Here is a 16,455-nt window from a genome sequence, read left to right on the forward strand (position 1 = left end):
GCCCGACCAGGCACTGCTGCAGGCGTTCCTGCGCGGTGCGGGCATCGAGCACCTGCGCATCGACGCTGGCGATGCCGCAGCGCAGATGGAGGCGGTGGGCCGTAGCTACCGCCTGATGGTCGAGGGCCTGATCGACGTGCTGCGCGCGCGCAGCAGCCTCAAGGGCGAGTTCCGCATGCAGCAGACCACCATCGCGCCGGTGCAGAACAACCCGCTGAAGTTCGCCCCCAACGCCGATGAGGCGCTGTTGCTGCTGCTGCGCCAGGGCAACCAGGCGTTCATGCCCGCCGACCAGGCGGTACGCGACAGTTTCGATGACCTGCGCGCCCACCAATTGGCGGTCATGGCCGGCGTCGAGGCGGCGATCAAGCACGTGCTGACGCGTTTCGAGCCCGCCCGGCTGGAGGCTCGCCTGGCGCCGGCCACAGGCCTGTCGAAGGTATTCGGCGGCTCGCGCCAGGCCCATTGCTGGCAGCAGTTCACCGAGCTGTACGGGCAGATATCAGCTGAAGCCCAGGACGATTTCCAGGACTTGTTCGGCCGCGAGTTCAGCCGTGCCTACGAGGCACACAACGCCCGACTGCAACGCTCTTGAGGCTGATGCCCAAGGCAGGAAGAACACCAATACGTCATGAGGACGAGGATGAGTGCAACAAGACTGATGGCAGCCCTGGCCTTCGTGCTGCTCAGTGCCTGCAGCAAGGATGCGTCGGTGGTGCCGAGCTCCGACGCTGAGCCGGCAGAGCCAGGCGTCACCCTGTACTTCAGCGCCGCCGCCGGGCTCAACCCCGGTGCCGATGGCACGCCGGCACCTGTGCGGGTGCGCATCTACGAGCTGAAGAACGCCGCCGCCTTCGAGCGCGCCGATTACTTTGCCCTGGCCGAACGGGCGCAGGCCACGCTGGGCGCCGACCTGATCGACCAGGACGAAGTACTGCTGCAGCCCGGTCGTCAACTGCAGCTGGATCGCCCACTGAACCCGGCGACGCGCCAGGTCGGCCTGGTGGTCGGCTACCGCGAGATCGACCGTGCGCAGTGGCGCAGCGTGCTGGCCGTCCCGCCTCGCGATTACCAGATCAGCCTCGATGTGCGCGCCGTGCGCAGCGCCGTGGCCACCCCACAACCTGTGCCTGCCCGCTAGGCAAACGGAGAACCCATGTCCTGGAACAATCGTGTGGTCTGGTCGGAAGGCATGTTCATCACGACCCAGCACTTCCAGCAGCACGACCGCTATCTGGAAAACTTCATCGATGCCCGCAGCCGCCCTCTGTCGAGCGCGGCCTGGGGCTTTTCCGAGCTGCTGGTCGACCAGGGCCTGCTGGCCCAGGGCAAGCTGGCAATCCTCAGTGCCCGTGGCCTGTTGCCGGACGGCACGCCCTTCGATATTCCCCGTGATGACCTGCCACCGGCGCCTCTGGAGATTCCCGACGACCTGCGCGACGGGGTGATTCACCTGGGCCTGCCGCTCAAGCGTGCCGGTGCCCGCGACACCGTCGACGAAGGCGAGGCGCTGGACGGCGCGCGCTATGTGGCGCGGGTCAGCGAAGTGCGCGACGACAATGCGCCGTTCGAGAATCGCGCACCCCTGGCCCTGGGAGGCCGTGCGCTGCGCCTGCTGCGTGAGGAAGATGGCCTGGGCGATTTTGCCGCGCTGGGTGTGGTGCGCATCCGGGAAAAGCGTGCCGACCGGGCCCTGGTGCTGGACGACAGCTACATCCCGCCGCTGCTGGATGTGGCGGCCAGCAACCCGCTGTCGAATTTTCGCAGTGAGCTGCTGGGGCTGCTGCACCAGCGTGGCGAGGCACTGGCCGGGCGGGTGGTGGCCTCGGCCAATGGCGGCGCCTCGGAAATTGCCGACTTCATGCTGCTGCAACTGGTCAACCGCGCACAGCCGTTGATCGAGCACCTCGGCCAGCTCAGCCCGCTGCACCCGGAGCGGCTGTACAGCGAACTGGTAGCGCTGGCAGGCGAGTTCGCCACCTTCACCCGCGAGGGGCGTCGCCCCGAGAGCTTCCCGGTGTACCAGCACGATGATCTTGCGGCGACCTTCCAGCCGCTGATGGCATCGCTGCGTGAAGCGCTGTCGATGCTGATCGACAGCAAGGCGGTGGCTATTCCGATCGTCGAGAAAGCCTACGGCGTGCACGTGGCCATGCTCGCCGATCGCAGCCTGCTGGACAGCGCCAGTTTCATCCTCGTGGTGCGCGCCGATGTGCCGGGCGAGACCTTGCGCAGCCGCTTCGGCCAGCAGAGCAAGATCGGTTCGGTGGAGCACATCCGCGACCTGGTCAATCTGCAGTTGCCTGGCATCGGCCTGCTCCCGTTGCCGGTGGCGCCGCGGCAGATTCCGTTCCATGCAGGTTCCACCTATTTCGAACTCGACCGCGGCAGCGAGCACTGGAAGCAGTTGCAACATTCGGGAGGTTTCGCCTTCTACGTCGCTGGCGAGTTCCCTGGCCTGAACCTGGCCTTCTGGGCCATTCGAGGATAAGCCGCGATGCAGCACGACGATCCGCAGGCCAACGACCGCACCCAGTTCATGCCTCGCCCGGGCGGACGAGGCCCGCAGCCGACGGCGGCACCCCAGGCCGCACCACCGCCGCTGAGCGTACCGGCCGAGCCGCTGGCGCCGGGCCAGGGCAAGGGCCTCAATCCGCTGGAGCAGGCGGCCGGTCCGCTGCTGGCAATGCTTACACGACTGCGCAATACCATCGCCCATCCAGCCCCGGCGAGCCTGCGCGCGCAGCTGCTCGCCTACCTGCGCCAGTTCGAGGAGCGCGCCGAGGCTGGCGGTGTACCGCGCAACGAAGTGCTGCTGGCGCGCTATGCCCTGTGCACCGCCCTCGATGAAGCCGTGCTCAGCACCCCCTGGGGCAGCAGCAGCGACTGGGGCAAGCAGAGCCTCTTGATCACCGTGCACAACGAAGCCTGGGGTGGTGAAAAGGTCTTCCAGTTGCTCGAGCATTGCCTGCAGAGCCCGCGCGAGCGTCTGAACCTGCTGGAGTTGCTGTACCTGTGCATCAGCCTCGGTTTCGAGGGCCGCTACCGGGTGATGAACGGGGGGCGTGCGCAGCTCGAGGCGCTGCGTGAGCGTACCGCTGCGACCCTGCGCAGTGCGCGCGGGGAGATCGAGCGCGAATTATCCCCGCACTGGCGCGGCGTCTCGGTCAGCCGCGATCGTCTGACCCAGTTCGTGCCGCCCTGGGTAGGGCTCGCGGTGGCCCTGGCCTTGCTGCTGCTGTTGCTGTTCGGTCTGCGCCTGAAGCTGGCCTCCGATGCAGAACCCGTATTTCGCGGCATCCATGCCCTGGGTGAAATCCCGGTGCAGGCCATGGACCGCCCGGTGGTGCAGCCCAAGCCGGTCGAGCGCCCGCGCCTGGCAGGTTTCCTTGCCGATGACATCAAGGCCGGTCGGGTCTCGGTGGAAGATGCGGTCGACCGTTCGGTGGTGACCATTCGTGGCGACGAGCTGTTCGCGTCTGCCAGCGCCAGTATCAAGGGCGATTTCGAGCCGCTGATGCTGCGTATCGCCGAGGCGGTTTCCAAGGTGAAGGGCAACGTGCGCGTCACTGGCCACAGCGATAACCAGCGCATCGCCACGATCCGCTTCCCCTCCAACTGGGCGCTGTCCCAGGCCCGCGCCGAAGAGGTCAAGGCAATGCTCGCCGCGCGCACCGGGCAGCCGCAGCGCTTCAGCGCGCAAGGCCTGAGCGACACCGAGCCGCTGGCCTCCAACGACACCGCACAGGGCCGGGCGAAGAATCGCCGGGTCGAAATCACCGTACTGGCGGAGGGCGTCGAGTGAAGGCGTTTTTCAGTTTTGTCATTCGCTGGGTGATCCCGGTGCTGGGGCTGATCGCCCTCAGCCTGATCATCTGGTTCATCGGGCCGCTGCTGGACGTGCTGGCGCCGCCGGCGCCGCGCTGGATTCTGATCGTCCTGCTGTTCGCGGTTTGGATTGCCTACCGTACCTGGCGCATCGTCCAGGCGCGTCGCCAAGCCGCCAAAGTGATTGAGAGCCTGGCCGCCGAAACTGCGCCGGATCCTGCGAGCCTGGCCACCGCCGAAGAGCTGGCGACCCTGCGCCAACGTATGGACGAGGCCCTGGTGCTGCTGAAGAAAGCGCGCCTGGGCGGTGACGAGCGCCGCAACCTCTACGAGCTGCCGTGGTACGTGATCATCGGCCCGCCGGGCTCCGGCAAGACCACCGCGTTGGTCAACTCGGGGCTGCATTTCCCGCTGGCGGCACAATTGGGCGAGGGCGCCATCCGTGGTGTCGGTGGCACGCGCAACTGCGACTGGTGGTTCACCGACCAGGCGGTGCTGCTCGATACCGCCGGACGCTACACCACCCAGGACAGCCATGCGCAGGTAGACAAGGCCGCCTGGCTGGGCTTTCTCGACCTGCTCAAGACCCAGCGCTCGCGTCGCCCCATCGACGGGGCGTTCATCGCCATCAGCCTGTCCGATCTGCTGCTGGGCAGCGACGCCGAACGCGCCGCCCATGCGGCGGCGATCCGCACCCGAATCCAGGAGCTGTACAGCCAGCTCGGTGTGCGTTTCCCGATCTACCTGATGCTCACCAAGCTCGACCTGGTGCCGGGCTTCATGGAGTACTTCGACAACCTGAGCAAGGACGAGCGCGCGCAAGTGTGGGGCATGACCTTCGCGCTGGATGACGGGCAGCAGGGCGACGGTCCACTGGCCGGCTTCGACCAGGAGTTCGGCCTGCTCGAGCAGCGCCTCAACCAGCGTCTGGTCGAGCGCCTGCAGCAGGAGCGCGACCCGGCGCGGCGCGACCTGATCTATGGCTTCGTCCAGCAGTTCGCGGCACTGCGCGGCAATCTCAAGACCTTCCTCGACGGCGTGTTCAAACCCAACGCCTTCGAGGCGCGGGCGCTGCTGCGCGGTGTGTACTTCACCAGCGGCACCCAGGAAGGCAGCCCCATCGATCGCCTGATCGGCAGCATGGCGCAGAGCATGGGCCTGGACCGCGCGCACCTGGCGCGCCAGACCGGCACCGGACGCAGCTACTTCATCGAGAAGCTGTTCAGCGCCGTGGCCTTCGCCGAGCGTGGGCTGGTGGGCAGCAACCCCAAGGTCGAGCAGCGCCGCAAGTGGATCACCCGAGGTGCCCTGGCGCTGAGCGTGGCTCTGGTGCTGGTGGTCGGCACACTGTGGACCCTGAGCTACCGCGCCAACCAGCAGTACATCGCCGAAGTCGACAGCCGCCTCAAGCCACTGGGCAAAAGCGTGCAGGAACTGAGCCCGGCGCAGCGCGAGGTGATCGAAGTGCTGCCGCTGCTCAACGCCGTGCGCCGCCTGGCAGACGATCCGCCGGCCTGGGCCGAGGGGCTCGGGCTGTACCAGGGCGACATGCTGGAGACCGAGTCCACCAGCGTCTATCGCAAGCTGTTGATCGCGATCTTCGCCCCGCGGCTGGTCACCCGCATCGAGGAGCAACTGTACGCCGGAGGTCCTTCCGACTATCTGTACGAGGGCCTGAAGGCCTATCTGATGCTGGCCGACGGCGAGCATTACGACGCGGACTTCCTCAAGGCCTGGATCAGTCTCGACTGGGAGCGCCATCTGCCGCGCGATCTGGCTCCCGAGCAGCGCCAGGCACTTGAACAGCACCTGGCGGCGCTGTTCGACAAGCGCCCGCCGAATGCGCGCCTCGACCAACGCCTGATCGACGACACCCGCCGCCAGTTGCAGCAGTTGCCGGTGGCGCAACGTGTGTATGACCGGGTCAAGCGGCAGAAGCTGCCGGCCGGCGTCAGCGATTTTCGCATCAGCGACGCCGCTGGACGTGATGCCGCGCTGGTATTCCAGCGCAAGAGTGGCAAGCCGCTGACCGAGCCGCTGCCGGGGATCTTCACTGTCGAGGGTTATCGCAAGGCGTTTCTCGCCGCCAGCGTCGCCCACAGCGAAACCCTCGCCGAAGAGCGCTGGGTGCTCGGTCGCGAGCTGAGCGAGGCCAGCGATGCCAAGCGCCTGGCGGACGATGTGCGCCAGCTCTACTACCAGGACTACATCCGCCACTGGGACGCGCTGTTGGCCGACCTGGACTTTGTGCCGATTACCAGTGTCGGGCAGGCCGCCGATGTGCTGCGGGTATTGTCCGGCCCTACCTCGCCGATGAAGAAACTGTTGCAGGCGGTGGCCAAGGAAACCGACCTGCAGCAGCCCACCACTCTCGACAAGGCCCAGGCCAAAGTCGAACAGGCCGGTGTCGATCAACTGCGCCAGCGCCTGGGTGGTCTGCTCGGCGACACGCCGATCCCGGGCACTGAGCAAGGTGCGCGTGAGGTGGACCCTGTGACCGCACACTTCGCCGAACTGGCCGAGCTGGTCGAAGGTGGCGAAGGCCAGCCAAGCTCGATCGACGGTCTGCTCGCCGATCTCAACGCCCTGTACGTACAGGTCAGTGCGATGGTCGGCGCCAGTGGCGAAGCCCTGCTGGGCGAGGCCAAGAACCAGGCTCAGGCTGCCTCGCAAAGGGTTTCGCTCGGTGCTGCGCGGCAGCCGAAAGTGGTGCAGAACCTGGTCGGCTCGGTGGTCGGCTCGACCAACGCCATCGTCATGGGTGGCGTACGCAACCAGCTCAATGCCGCCTGGACCAGCGAGGTGGTCAACGTCTACCGACAGTCCCTCAGCGGTCGCTACCCGCTGACGGCCGGCAGCCCGCGTGATGCGACCCTGGAAGACTTCGGCCAGTTCTTCGGTGTTGGCGGGGTGATGGACAACTACTTCCGCAAATACCTGCAGCCTTACGTCAACACCTCCACGTCGCCGTGGAGCTGGCAGCCAGGGGCGGCGCAGAAGCTGGGGATCAATGCCGGTGTGCTCAACACCTTCCAGCGCGCCGCGACTATTCGCGATGCCTTCTTCCGTAACAGCAGCGGCCTGACGCCAGGCGTGCGTTTCGAACTCAAGCCGGTGGCGATGGATGCGTCGATCACCCAGTTCATGCTCGACCTCGATGGCCAACAGGTCAGCTATGACCACGGCCCGAGCCGTCCGGTGTCGTTGCAGTGGCCGAACCCGAACAGCATCGGCGTGGTGCGCCTGTCGATCTCGCCCCCTTCGGCCAGTGGCCGCTCGGGGCTCACGCTGGAAGGCCCGTGGGCGTGGTTCCGCCTGCTCGACCAGTCCGACCTGATCGCCGGCGCCTCGCCCGAGCGCTTCAGCCTGCGCCTGCGGGTCGACGGTGCCAGCGTGTCCTATGAGCTGCGTGCCAGCAGCGCCTTCAACCCGTTCCGCAGCCGAGTGGTCAGCGGTTTCAGCCTGCCGGAGCGCCTGTGAACGACGTCGGTTTCTACGGAAAGATGGCCTGCCGCGGTGACTTCGTCAGCCGCGACCTGCCACAGAGTTTCATCCAGCCCTGGGACCAGTGGCTGGCCGCAGGTATCCAGGCCAGCCAGCGACAACTGGGCGAGCAGTGGCTGCAGGCCTACCTGGTCAGCCCGCTGTGGCGCTTCGCCCTGGCCGCGGGTGTATGCGGGCCGCAGGCGATGATCGGGGTGGTGATGCCGAGCATCGATCGGGTCGGGCGGTATTTTCCGCTGACCGTGGCGCAGGCGCTGGAGCCGCAGGTTTCGGTGGCGGTTGCGGTGGTGGGGGCGGATGAGTGGTTCGAGCAGGTCGAAGCGGCTTTGCTCGGCACGCTGGAGGAAGGTGCGCAGCTCGAGGCATTCGAGGATGCGGTGCGGCCCTATCGCGGCACCACCCCGCTGCCACAGGGGATAGCGAGCGCGCCTGCGGTGGGTGGGTTGCAACGTCTGGCCGCGACCACGCCTGAAGGGCGGGAGCGAGCACTGGCCGAGTGCGCCTGCGAAGGCATGAGCCTGTGGTGGGGCAGGGGCTCGGAGCGGATCGCGCCGGGCCTGATGCGCTATCCGGGCTTGCCGCGCAGCGAGGATTTCGCTGGGTTTCTTCTGGGTAGCGAGGCCGCACGCGCATGACCGACCTGCAGTACACCGCGGCCAGCTACAGCCATGTTGGCATGGTACGCAAGATCAACGAGGACGCTTGCCTGGACCTGACCTGGGCGGGCCTGTGGGCAGTGGCCGACGGCATGGGTGGCCATGCGGCGGGCGACTATGTCAGCAGCCTGGCAGTGGACAGCCTGCGCCGCCTGCCGAAGCTCGACTCGCTGGCGGAGTTCGCCGACGAAGTGCGTGACGGCCTGGCGTGGGTCAACCTCACGGTCCGCGAGGAAACCGCGCGCCGTGGCGTGGCGATGATGGGCAGTACCGTGGTGGTGCTGGCCGCACGCGGCGACCAGGCCATCGGCCTGTGGGCCGGTGACAGCCGTCTGTACCGCCTGCGCGGCGGGCGCATCGAGCGCCTGTCCCACGATCACAGCTACGTCCAGGAACTGCAGGACAGCGGCCTGCTCAGCGAAGCCGAGGCGCGAGTGCATCCGCGCGGCAACATCGTGACCCGTGCCATCGGCGTCGAGGACCACCTGGAACTGCAGGCCGTGCCCTTGCAGGTGCGCCCTGGCGACACCTACCTGCTGTGCAGCGATGGCCTGACCAAGACCGCCGAAGACCTCGAGATCGGCGAGGTGCTCAACCATGCCGACCCCTATCAAATAGTACGCAGCCTGGTCCACCTGGGCCTGACCCGAGGCGCGCCCGACAACATCACCGCCGTGGTGGTGAAGGCCAATTGAAGAACATCATGGACATGCAGATCCCCGGATTCGACATCGACGGCGAGATTGGCCAAGGCGCCATGGCCAGCGTCTACCTGGCCACCCAGCGCTCGCTGCAACGCAAGGTCGCGCTCAAGGTGATGGCCGCGAGCCTGGCGGCCGATCCGACCTTCTGCGAGCGCTTCCTGCGCGAAGGCCGCACCCTTGCGCGCCTGGCCCATCCGCACATCGCCACCATCCACGATATCGGCAATGTCGGCGAGCTGTACTACATGGCCATGGAGTACCTGCCCAGCGGCACGCTCAAGGAGCGCATCGCCGCCGGGCTGACGCCGGAGCAAGGGTTGGTCTATGTGCGCCAGATGGCCCAGGCGCTGGGTTATGCCCATGCCCAGGGCCTGGTGCACCGCGACGTGAAACCGGCCAACATCCTGTTCCGTGCCGATGGCAACGCCGTGCTGTCGGACTTCGGCATTGCCAAGTCCCTGGACGATCACACCCAGTTCACCCAGGCCGGTTTCGCGGTGGGGACGCCCAGCTACATGAGCCCGGAGCAGGCGCGCGGGCTTGAGATCGACGGGCGCGCCGACCTGTATGCGCTGGGGGTGGTGCTCTACGAAATCCTCGTGGGCAAGCTGCCCTACAGCGGCACCGATGCACTGTCCACGGCGCTGGCGCACCTGACCGAGCCGCTGCCGGAGTTGCCCATCGAGCATGGGCGCTACCAGGAAATCCTGCGCGGCTTGCTGGCCAAGGACCCCAACGAACGCTTCGCCGATGCCGCTGCCTTGTTGGCGGCACTGGATCGCCTGCCGGCCGACGACAACCAGAGCACGGTGATCCGGCCACTGATCGTGCCCCCGGCAACCCCCGAGCTCGCAGGGTTGACGCCAGTGTCCATCGAGATTCCCCAGGCACATGCGCAACCCGAGCCAGTCCAGCGTGCGCCAGAGCAAGGCCGCCCGGCGCCTGTCGTTGCGCCGAAGAAAAAACCCGCGGTGGCGCTGCTGGCGGTGGCCATCGCAGCGGCACTGGGCCTGGCGGCGGGTGGCTACTGGTTGTTCGCCGGTCACGACGAACCCGCCGTCGCCACACCTGTGGTACAGACACCGGCCCCACCCAGCGCGCCACCTCCTGTCGCCAGCACCTCGCAGGACGATCAGCGCCCGCTGCTCATGGCGGGCAAGAAGACCCTGTTCCAGCGCGTGCTGACCAAGCCCGGCGCACGCCTGGCCGACACCCCCGGTGGCGCTGCCGGTGACAGCCTGCCGGCCTTCTCGGTGCTCTACGTTTATCAGCGCAAGGATATCGACGGCAAAGCCTGGGTTCAGGTCGGGGCTGCCAGCGATGGTGCGCGTGAAGGCTGGCTGCCTGCAGAGCAGACCAGCGACTGGAAGCAGAGCCTGGTGCTCAAGTTCACCGAACGCTCTGGCCGTGCGCCGGTGATGTTCATGCGTCAGCCCGACGATGTGCAGCAGTTGCTCGACGACAGTTCCCAGGCCCGCGCGCAATTGCTCAAGGCGCAGAACGCCCCGGCCGAAGTGCCACGTGTGCTGGCGCTGGAGCCTGCGGCCAACGCGGTGCCGCAGGACCAGTTCTACCTGATGCCGATCTTCGATTACCGCGAGAGCTTCGACGCCGACGGCCAGCCGGTGCAACTGCTCAACATCGCATCGATCGATCCCGGCAGCAGTGCGGCCGGCAGCACGCCTCAGGCCGCAGGTGTTGCCGGCGCCGGCGACAACAGCTTCCGCACCGGTATCGTGCTGGTGGTGGACACCTCGGTGTCGATGCAACCCTACATCGACCGGGTGCGCCAGGTGGTCAGCGAGTTGCAGCAGCAACTGGCGGCACGTGGTGAGCTGGACAGCGTCAGCTTTGGCCTGGTGGGCTTTCGCAACAGCGTCAAGCGCACGCCGGGCCTGGACTACCTGAGCAAGACCCTGGTCACCCTCGATGAAGGCCGCGACCCTGCGCGCTTTCTCAAGGCCGCGTCGCAGGTCAAGGCCACCACCGTGTCCAGCCATTCGTTCAACGAGGATGCCTTCGCCGGGGTCATGCAGGCGGTCGAGGGCATGGACTGGTCCGGCTACGGCGGGCGCATCGTGTTGCTGGTCAGTGATGCTGGCGCCTTGCGCAAGAGCGATCCCGAGAGCAGTACGCGGATGAACGAAGCCGAGGTGCGTCAGGCGGCGTTGAGCAAGCAGATCAAGATCTACGCCCTGCACCTGCGCACCCCCGCCGGGGTGAAGAATCACGGCTCGGCCGAGCAGCAGTACCGCGTGCTCACCGCCGATAGCAACCCGCGTATCGGCGACCTCTACGTGGGGGTGCCGGGCGGCGATGTGAACGCCTTTGGCGCGCGCGTGCAGGAGATCGGTTCGACCTTCGCCGAGCTGGTTCATCAGGTGCGCAACCAACAGCCGCAGGCCGTGCCGCTGCTCGCTAGCGGTTCCGGCCTCGCCGCCAAGACCCAGGCCGTGGGCTACGCCATGCACATGGACTTCCTCGGCCGCCGCAGCGCCAGCCAGGCGCCGCAACTGGTGAGTGCCTGGACCGCCGACCGTGACCTGACCAACCCGGCGCTGCCGACCTTGCAGGTGTGCGTGATGCTGACCAAGCTGCAGCTCAACGACCTGCAGCAGTCGCTAAAACTGATCGTCGATGCGGCGCGCAAGACGCGCAGCTCGCCGGGTGACTTCTTCAATGAAATCGCCAGCGCCAGTGCCTACATGAGTCGCGACCCCGGGGCGCTGAGCAAGGGCGCCAACCTTGCCCAGGGCGGCGTGCTCGGTGAGTATCTCGAAGGCCTGCCGTATCGCAGCAAGTCGCTGAGCATGACCCAGGACCTGTGGTTGTCGCTGTCGGTCGCCGAGCAGGAGGACTTCATCGACGAGCTCGACTCGAAGATTCGCCTCTACGAAACCTTCCACAACGACATGGCCAACTGGGTGCGCTTCGGCAACGCCGAGCCGGGCGACGCCCTGTACCGTGTCCCGCTGTCGACGCTGCCTTGATGATCAGCCTGCAGGGGGTGCACAAGACGCGCGGGCGCTACCGCCTGGAGATCGGCGATCTGCGTCTGGGCGCCGGTGAGCGGGTGGCGTTGGTCGGCCCCAGCGGCTGCGGCAAGAGCACGCTGCTCGACCTGCTGGCACTGGTGCTGGCGCCGGATGCGGCGGACGCCTTCACCCTGGAACTTGAGGGTAGCGTGCAGGATGTCGCCGGGCTGTGGCGTGGTCGTCGTCTCGACCGGCTGGCCGCCTTGCGCAGCCGGCACCTGGGCTATGTGCTGCAAGCGGGCGGGCTGCTGGGCTTTCTCGACGTACGCGGCAATATCCGCCTGCCGCGTCAGTTACTGGGGCTGGCCGACGACGGTGGCGTCGAGCGCCTGGCAGCCGCGCTGGATGTGAGCGACCAGTTGGACAAGCGTCCGGCGGCGCTTTCGCTAGGGCAGCGCCAGCGGGTCAGTTGTGCCCGTGCCCTGGCCCATGCGCCGTCGCTGTTGCTGGCGGACGAGCCGACTGCAGCGCTCGATCCGGTCAATGCCGAGCGGGTGATGCAGCTGCTGCTGCGCCAGGCCGAGGCGCATCGGGTGACCTGCATCATCGCCACCCACGACGAGACCCTGGCCCGCGACGCCGGGCTGCGGGTGCTGCGCATGCACTGTCGACGCGATGCCGAAGGCGGTGTCATCGCGACCTTGGGGCAGGCTGCCTGATGCGCCCGTTGCTGATCGCCGGGTTGGCCTGGCAGGACTACCGCACCGACGCGCGGCTGTCGGCATGCGCGGTGCTGGCGCTGGTGGCGGTGATTGCGCCACTGCTGGTGCTGTTCGGCCTGAAGTTCGGCCTGATCGGCAGCCTGACCGAGCGTCTGCAGCGCGACCCGAGTGTGCGTGAGGTCATTCCCTTGGGCGGGGGACGTTTCACTGCCGATTTCATCGCCGGGCTCGCGGCGCGTCCGGATGTCGCCTTCGCCATCCCGCGCACCCGCCAGATCGCCGCCACCGCCGAGCTGTTGCTACCTGCACAAGGGCGTGGGGTGACGGTCGAGATGCTGCCGACCGCGCCCGGTGATCCGTTGCTCGACGGCGCCGTGGCCCCCGATGCAGCCGACCTGCGCGACGTGGTGCTGAGTTTCACCGCGGCGGAAAAGCTCGGTGCCCGTCCTGGCGATCACTTGCAGGCCAGTTTCAATCGCCAGCGTGCGGGCGAGGTGCAGTGGCGCCAGACCTCGTTGCACGTGCGTGCCGTGCTGCCGCTGGCAGCGTTCGAGCGCGATGCATTGTTCGCACCGCTGGCCTTGCTGGAGGCCGCCGAGGACTACCGCGACGGGCGTGCGGTACCGGCGCTGGACTGGGCGGGCGAGCTGCAGGCCGGTAACGCGACGCGGGTCTACCCGGCGTTTCGCCTGTATGCCCGCACGCTCGAGGACGTCGAGCCGCTGCGCCAGTTCTTCGCCGAGCGCCAGTTGCTGGTGTCGACCCAGGCGGCGCAGATCGCCCAGGTGCAGTCGCTCGGGCGCAATCTCGACCTGGTGTTCTGGATCATCGCCGCGTTGGCCGTGGCCGGGGCGGTTGCGGCGGTTGCCGCAGGTGCGGTGGCGGCGGTCGAGCGCAAGCAGCGTGAGCTGGCGGTATTGCGCCTGCTGGGCTTCGGCACCGCCGCGCTGCTGTTGTTCGTGGTGTTGCAGGCGCTGTACAGCGGCCTGCTCGCCGCCGGGCTGGCGGCCCTGTTGTATGCCCTGGCCGAGCACGGCCTGAACCGACTGTTCATGCAGGTGCCCGGCGAATACGCCGCTCACCTGCTACCCATGCACTATCTCGTCGCGCTGCTCGCCGTGCTGGCGGCCAGCACCGCTGCCGCCGCCCTGGGTGGCTGGCGGGTGGCGCGGATCGACGCCTCGCAAGGAATTCGTGATGTCTGAACTTCGCCTCAAGGTAGCGGCCTTGATCGTCACCACACTGGGCCTTGTGGCCTGCTCCCCCGCCGATGGCGAGGACAAGCCCCAGGCCTCCGCGGTCAACACCGCCACGCCCGACCCCGCCGCCACCAGCAAGCTGGACAACCCCAAGCCCCTGGCCGACGACGTCAGCTTGCCGCTGCCCTGTGGCGGCGAGATTGTCTTCCGGCATGTCTACGTGCTGGCGCAAGGCAGCCTCGATGACCGCGAGGTCAACTTGGGTTACCCCTTCAGCGAAGGCGAGGCGGGTTACAAGCAGTCGTTCATTTCCGGATATCGCCGCGACTTCATCAATGGCCAGTTCAGCCTGCAGGACCTGTCCCCCGCCTGGCAGAAGCAGGTCGGCGCCAGCCTGCCCAAGGTCGAGGCGGGCAGCCCGCTCAAGCCGATGATGTATTTCATCGGCAAGTACGAGGTGACAGCGCGCCAGTATGCCCAGGTCATGGCCCAGGCTCAGTCGCTGGCCAGCGGAGAGGCCGAGCCTGCCTGCGAACCGGTCACCGAGGCCGCCGGTCGCCTGCCCAAGGTCAAGCTGTCGCGCTTCGAGGCCGAGCGCTTCGCTGCGGTGTACAGCGCCTGGTTGATGAAGCACCACCGCGAGTTGCTGCCGGTCAGTGGCCGGGGCAGCAAGGCCGAAGATGGCGGGACCGGTTTCGTGCGCTTGCCCACCGAAGTGGAATGGGAGTTCGCCGCCCGCGGCGGTTCGGCGGTCAGCCGCCAGGAGCTCGATGGGCGTTTGTTCCCGCGCAAGGTCGAAGGCAGCGACAGTGACGGGCCGTTGGCCGACTGGGCGGTGTTCAACCAGGTTGCGGGTGGCACCGGACAGGCTGCGCGACTGATGCCGATCGGGACCAAGCAACCCAACCCGCTCGGGTTGTTCGATGTGATCGGCAATGCCGCCGAAATGGTCCAGGAGTCGTTCCAGCTGGTGCACGCTGGTCGCCGTCAGGGCGCCTACGGCGGCTTCGTGGTCAAGGGTGGCAACTACCTGGAAGGCGAGACCACGCTGTTCACCGGCATGCGCCGCGAGTATCCGCTGTTCGGTGCCGACGGCACTGAGCAGCGTAACGAGACCACCGGTTTCCGCGTCGCCATCGGTGCCTTGTCGGCGCCGCGTTCGCGCTACCAGGAGCTGTTCGAGCAGTGGCAGAAAGAGGGGCGCCTGGCTGGCCTCACCGACGACATCAATGCCGCCGATGACCCGACCACGCGCCTGGACGGCATCATCGCTGGCGCCAGCGACCCGCGCCTGCAGGCCGAGCTGGGTCTGGTCAACGAAGAGCTCAAGCGCAATGTTTCGCTGATCGCCCGCCAGCGTGAGGAAGCGGCCGGCAACCTGATCCAGTCGGCGGCCCTCGTGGCCGAGACCATCAACAACTACAACATCCGCCTGACCAACCTGCAGAACACCCAGGCCAAGGCCCAGGCCTCGGGCGACCAGGCCAGCGCCAGCATGTATGGCGCCGCCATCGCCAACGGACGCAGCGCACTGGACGGCGCGCTGGCGATCTACATCGACAACCTGGCCAGCGGCACGCGCTACACCGACGCGGTGATCCAGGCGCAGTTCCAGCGGGTCAAGCAAGAGCTCGAGCGCAAGCCGGTGCTGGGCAAGAGCCTGGAGACCCGCGCCACCCTGTTCGTCCGCCACGTCGGGGAGTACCGCCAGAACCGGCGGGCCGACCCGGCGACGATCCTCAAGGAGCTGCTGGCATCGGCTGCTCCGCGACCTTGAAGAAACCCTGAAAAAAGACCCCGGCCCGCATGAAGCAGGCCGGATCAGCACAACCCGAGAGAGAACCCGACCATGCGCTTGAATCGCACCTCCCTGATCACCGCTTCCAAGGCCCGTGCCGCTCTGCTGCTGGCTGCCGGTTTCAGCAGCGTTCTGCTGACCGGCTGCGCCGGCTCGCCGGTTTCCAAGATCGGTGCAACGACCAAGGTGGAGTACTACCCCAACTGCTACGAGCCGGTACAGCACCTGCGCTCCACTGACGGCGACATGACCCGCTCGGTCGCCACCGGCGCACTGCTCGGCGCGGTAGGCGGTGCCCTGACCGGCGCCCTGGTGGACGGTGACAACCGTGGTCGCAACGCTGCCATCGGCGCCGCCGGTGGTGCCCTGGTCGGTGGTGCGGCGGGCTACTACACCGAGCGCCAGAAGCAGATCAGCGACGACAAGCAGCGCATCGCTTCCTACGCTGCCGACATCGACAAGAGTGCCGCCGACCTGGACCGCACCACCCAGTACGCCAAGGCGTCCCAGGCCTGCTACCAGCGCGAATTCGCCAGCCTGATCCAGAACCGCAAGGCCAACCGCATCAACGATACCGAAGGCCGCAAGCGCCTGGCCGAGATCGTTGCCGGCCTGAACGAGTCGAACCAGCTGCTCGGCACCGTCAACGGTCGTCTGGGTGAAAACCTGAACAACTACACCCAGGCCTACGAGCAGGACCTCAAGCAGGTGGGCGTGCAGCGTTCGGAAGTGGCGGCCGTGGTCCAGCCACCGAAGGCGACCAGCAAGTCTGGCACCAAGAAGGGCCAGGCTGCGGGCAAGACCAACACCAAAGTGCCGACCGAAGCAGTCGCTACCGAGAAGACCCTGCAGAACGCCACCGGCAAGAAAGCCGAGGCCCAGCAAGTCGCCAAGGCGGGCGTGGACCAGGTCAACAGCATGTGCCGCAACCCGGACATGGGTGACTGGGCACCGGTGCCTTGCCCGAACGTTTGATGGGATTGCAGGGGTGCATCGCGCCCCTTTCGCGACGCAAGGCCGCTTCGGTAGGGAGCGGCTTTGTGCTGTGGACAGGCCAGCCTGTAGCTGA

12 protein-coding genes are annotated in these 16,455 nt (G+C 67.2%); all 12 read left to right on the forward strand.

The genetic code is table 11. The features are described 5' to 3' along the window. The coding region (gene tagH / locus F6X62_RS14335; RefSeq protein ID WP_153773937.1) for a type VI secretion system-associated FHA domain protein TagH at positions 1 to 595 on the forward strand (595 nt) is incomplete at its 5' end. Positions 596 to 643: 48 nt separating this feature from the next. Next, positions 644 to 1,141 (forward strand): type VI secretion system lipoprotein TssJ, encoded by a 498-nt coding sequence (gene tssJ / locus F6X62_RS14340; protein ID WP_153773938.1) that lies wholly within the window; start codon positions 644 to 646, stop codon positions 1,139 to 1,141. 15 nt (positions 1,142 to 1,156) lie between these two features. Continuing rightward, the gene (gene tssK / locus F6X62_RS14345; protein ID WP_054891233.1) at positions 1,157 to 2,491 is read left to right on the forward strand and encodes a type VI secretion system baseplate subunit TssK; all 1,335 of its coding nucleotides are present in this window, start codon (positions 1,157 to 1,159) and stop codon (positions 2,489 to 2,491) included. A gap of 6 nt (positions 2,492 to 2,497) precedes the next feature. Further along, entirely contained in the window at positions 2,498 to 3,805 is a 1,308-nt protein-coding gene (locus F6X62_RS14350) for a DotU family type VI secretion system protein (RefSeq protein ID WP_063541553.1), read from the forward strand. Continuing rightward, entirely contained in the window at positions 3,802 to 7,308 is a 3,507-nt protein-coding gene (gene tssM / locus F6X62_RS14355) for a type VI secretion system membrane subunit TssM (RefSeq protein WP_153773939.1), read from the forward strand. Before F6X62_RS14350 ends, tssM begins: the two co-directional genes overlap by 4 nt. Further along, positions 7,305 to 7,967, forward strand: a complete 663-nt coding sequence (tagF, locus tag F6X62_RS14360; RefSeq protein WP_112899385.1) for a type VI secretion system-associated protein TagF — start codon at positions 7,305 to 7,307, stop codon at positions 7,965 to 7,967. The genes tssM and tagF overlap by 4 nt, the downstream gene beginning before the upstream one ends. Continuing rightward, positions 7,964 to 8,683: a PP2C family serine/threonine-protein phosphatase gene (locus tag F6X62_RS14365; protein WP_112899384.1), complete on the forward strand. Its 720-nt coding sequence runs from the start codon at positions 7,964 to 7,966 to the stop codon at positions 8,681 to 8,683. Before tagF ends, F6X62_RS14365 begins: the two co-directional genes overlap by 4 nt. An 8-nt stretch (positions 8,684 to 8,691) precedes the next feature. Continuing rightward, a complete protein-coding gene (locus F6X62_RS14370; protein ID WP_153773940.1) occupies positions 8,692 to 11,682 on the forward strand; it encodes a serine/threonine-protein kinase in 2,991 nt (996 codons plus the stop codon). Next, on the forward strand, positions 11,682 to 12,386 hold the full coding sequence (locus tag F6X62_RS14375) for an ABC transporter ATP-binding protein (RefSeq protein WP_054891238.1): 705 nt from the start codon (positions 11,682 to 11,684) through the stop codon (positions 12,384 to 12,386). Before F6X62_RS14370 ends, F6X62_RS14375 begins: the two co-directional genes overlap by 1 nt. After that, positions 12,386 to 13,594 carry an FtsX-like permease family protein gene (locus tag F6X62_RS14380; protein WP_153773941.1) on the forward strand — a complete coding sequence of 403 codons (1,209 nt, stop codon included), beginning with the start codon at positions 12,386 to 12,388 and terminating at the stop codon, positions 13,592 to 13,594. Before F6X62_RS14375 ends, F6X62_RS14380 begins: the two co-directional genes overlap by 1 nt. Then, positions 13,587 to 15,365 (forward strand): SUMF1/EgtB/PvdO family nonheme iron enzyme, encoded by a 1,779-nt coding sequence (locus F6X62_RS14385; protein ID WP_153773942.1) that lies wholly within the window; start codon positions 13,587 to 13,589, stop codon positions 15,363 to 15,365. The genes F6X62_RS14380 and F6X62_RS14385 overlap by 8 nt, the downstream gene beginning before the upstream one ends. A 72-nt stretch (positions 15,366 to 15,437) precedes the next feature. Further along, a complete protein-coding gene (gene tagQ / locus F6X62_RS14390; protein WP_054891241.1) occupies positions 15,438 to 16,361 on the forward strand; it encodes a type VI secretion system-associated lipoprotein TagQ in 924 nt (307 codons plus the stop codon). The last annotated feature ends 94 nt before the right edge of the window (positions 16,362 to 16,455 follow it).

This window comes from Pseudomonas sp. MNR3A, from assembly GCF_009650575.1.
GTDB classification, from domain to species: domain Bacteria; phylum Pseudomonadota; class Gammaproteobacteria; order Pseudomonadales; family Pseudomonadaceae; genus Aquipseudomonas; species Aquipseudomonas machongensis.

Bases quoted from the DNA above. Each gene is read 5' to 3' on its own strand.
- F6X62_RS14350 (WP_063541553.1), top strand. From the start codon at position 2,498: ATGCAGCACGACGATCCGCAGGCCAACGACCGCACCCAGTTCATGCCT.
- F6X62_RS14365 (WP_112899384.1), top strand. From the start codon at position 7,964: ATGACCGACCTGCAGTACACCGCGGCCAGCTACAGCCATGTTGGCATG.
- F6X62_RS14380 (WP_153773941.1), top strand. From the start codon at position 12,386: ATGCGCCCGTTGCTGATCGCCGGGTTGGCCTGGCAGGACTACCGCACC.
- F6X62_RS14375 (WP_054891238.1), top strand. From the start codon at position 11,682: ATGATCAGCCTGCAGGGGGTGCACAAGACGCGCGGGCGCTACCGCCTG.
- F6X62_RS14370 (WP_153773940.1), top strand. From the start codon at position 8,692: ATGGACATGCAGATCCCCGGATTCGACATCGACGGCGAGATTGGCCAA.
- F6X62_RS14385 (WP_153773942.1), top strand. From the start codon at position 13,587: ATGTCTGAACTTCGCCTCAAGGTAGCGGCCTTGATCGTCACCACACTG.
- tssK (WP_054891233.1), top strand. From the start codon at position 1,157: ATGTCCTGGAACAATCGTGTGGTCTGGTCGGAAGGCATGTTCATCACG.
- tssJ (WP_153773938.1), top strand. From the start codon at position 644: ATGAGTGCAACAAGACTGATGGCAGCCCTGGCCTTCGTGCTGCTCAGT.
- tagQ (WP_054891241.1), top strand. From the start codon at position 15,438: ATGCGCTTGAATCGCACCTCCCTGATCACCGCTTCCAAGGCCCGTGCC.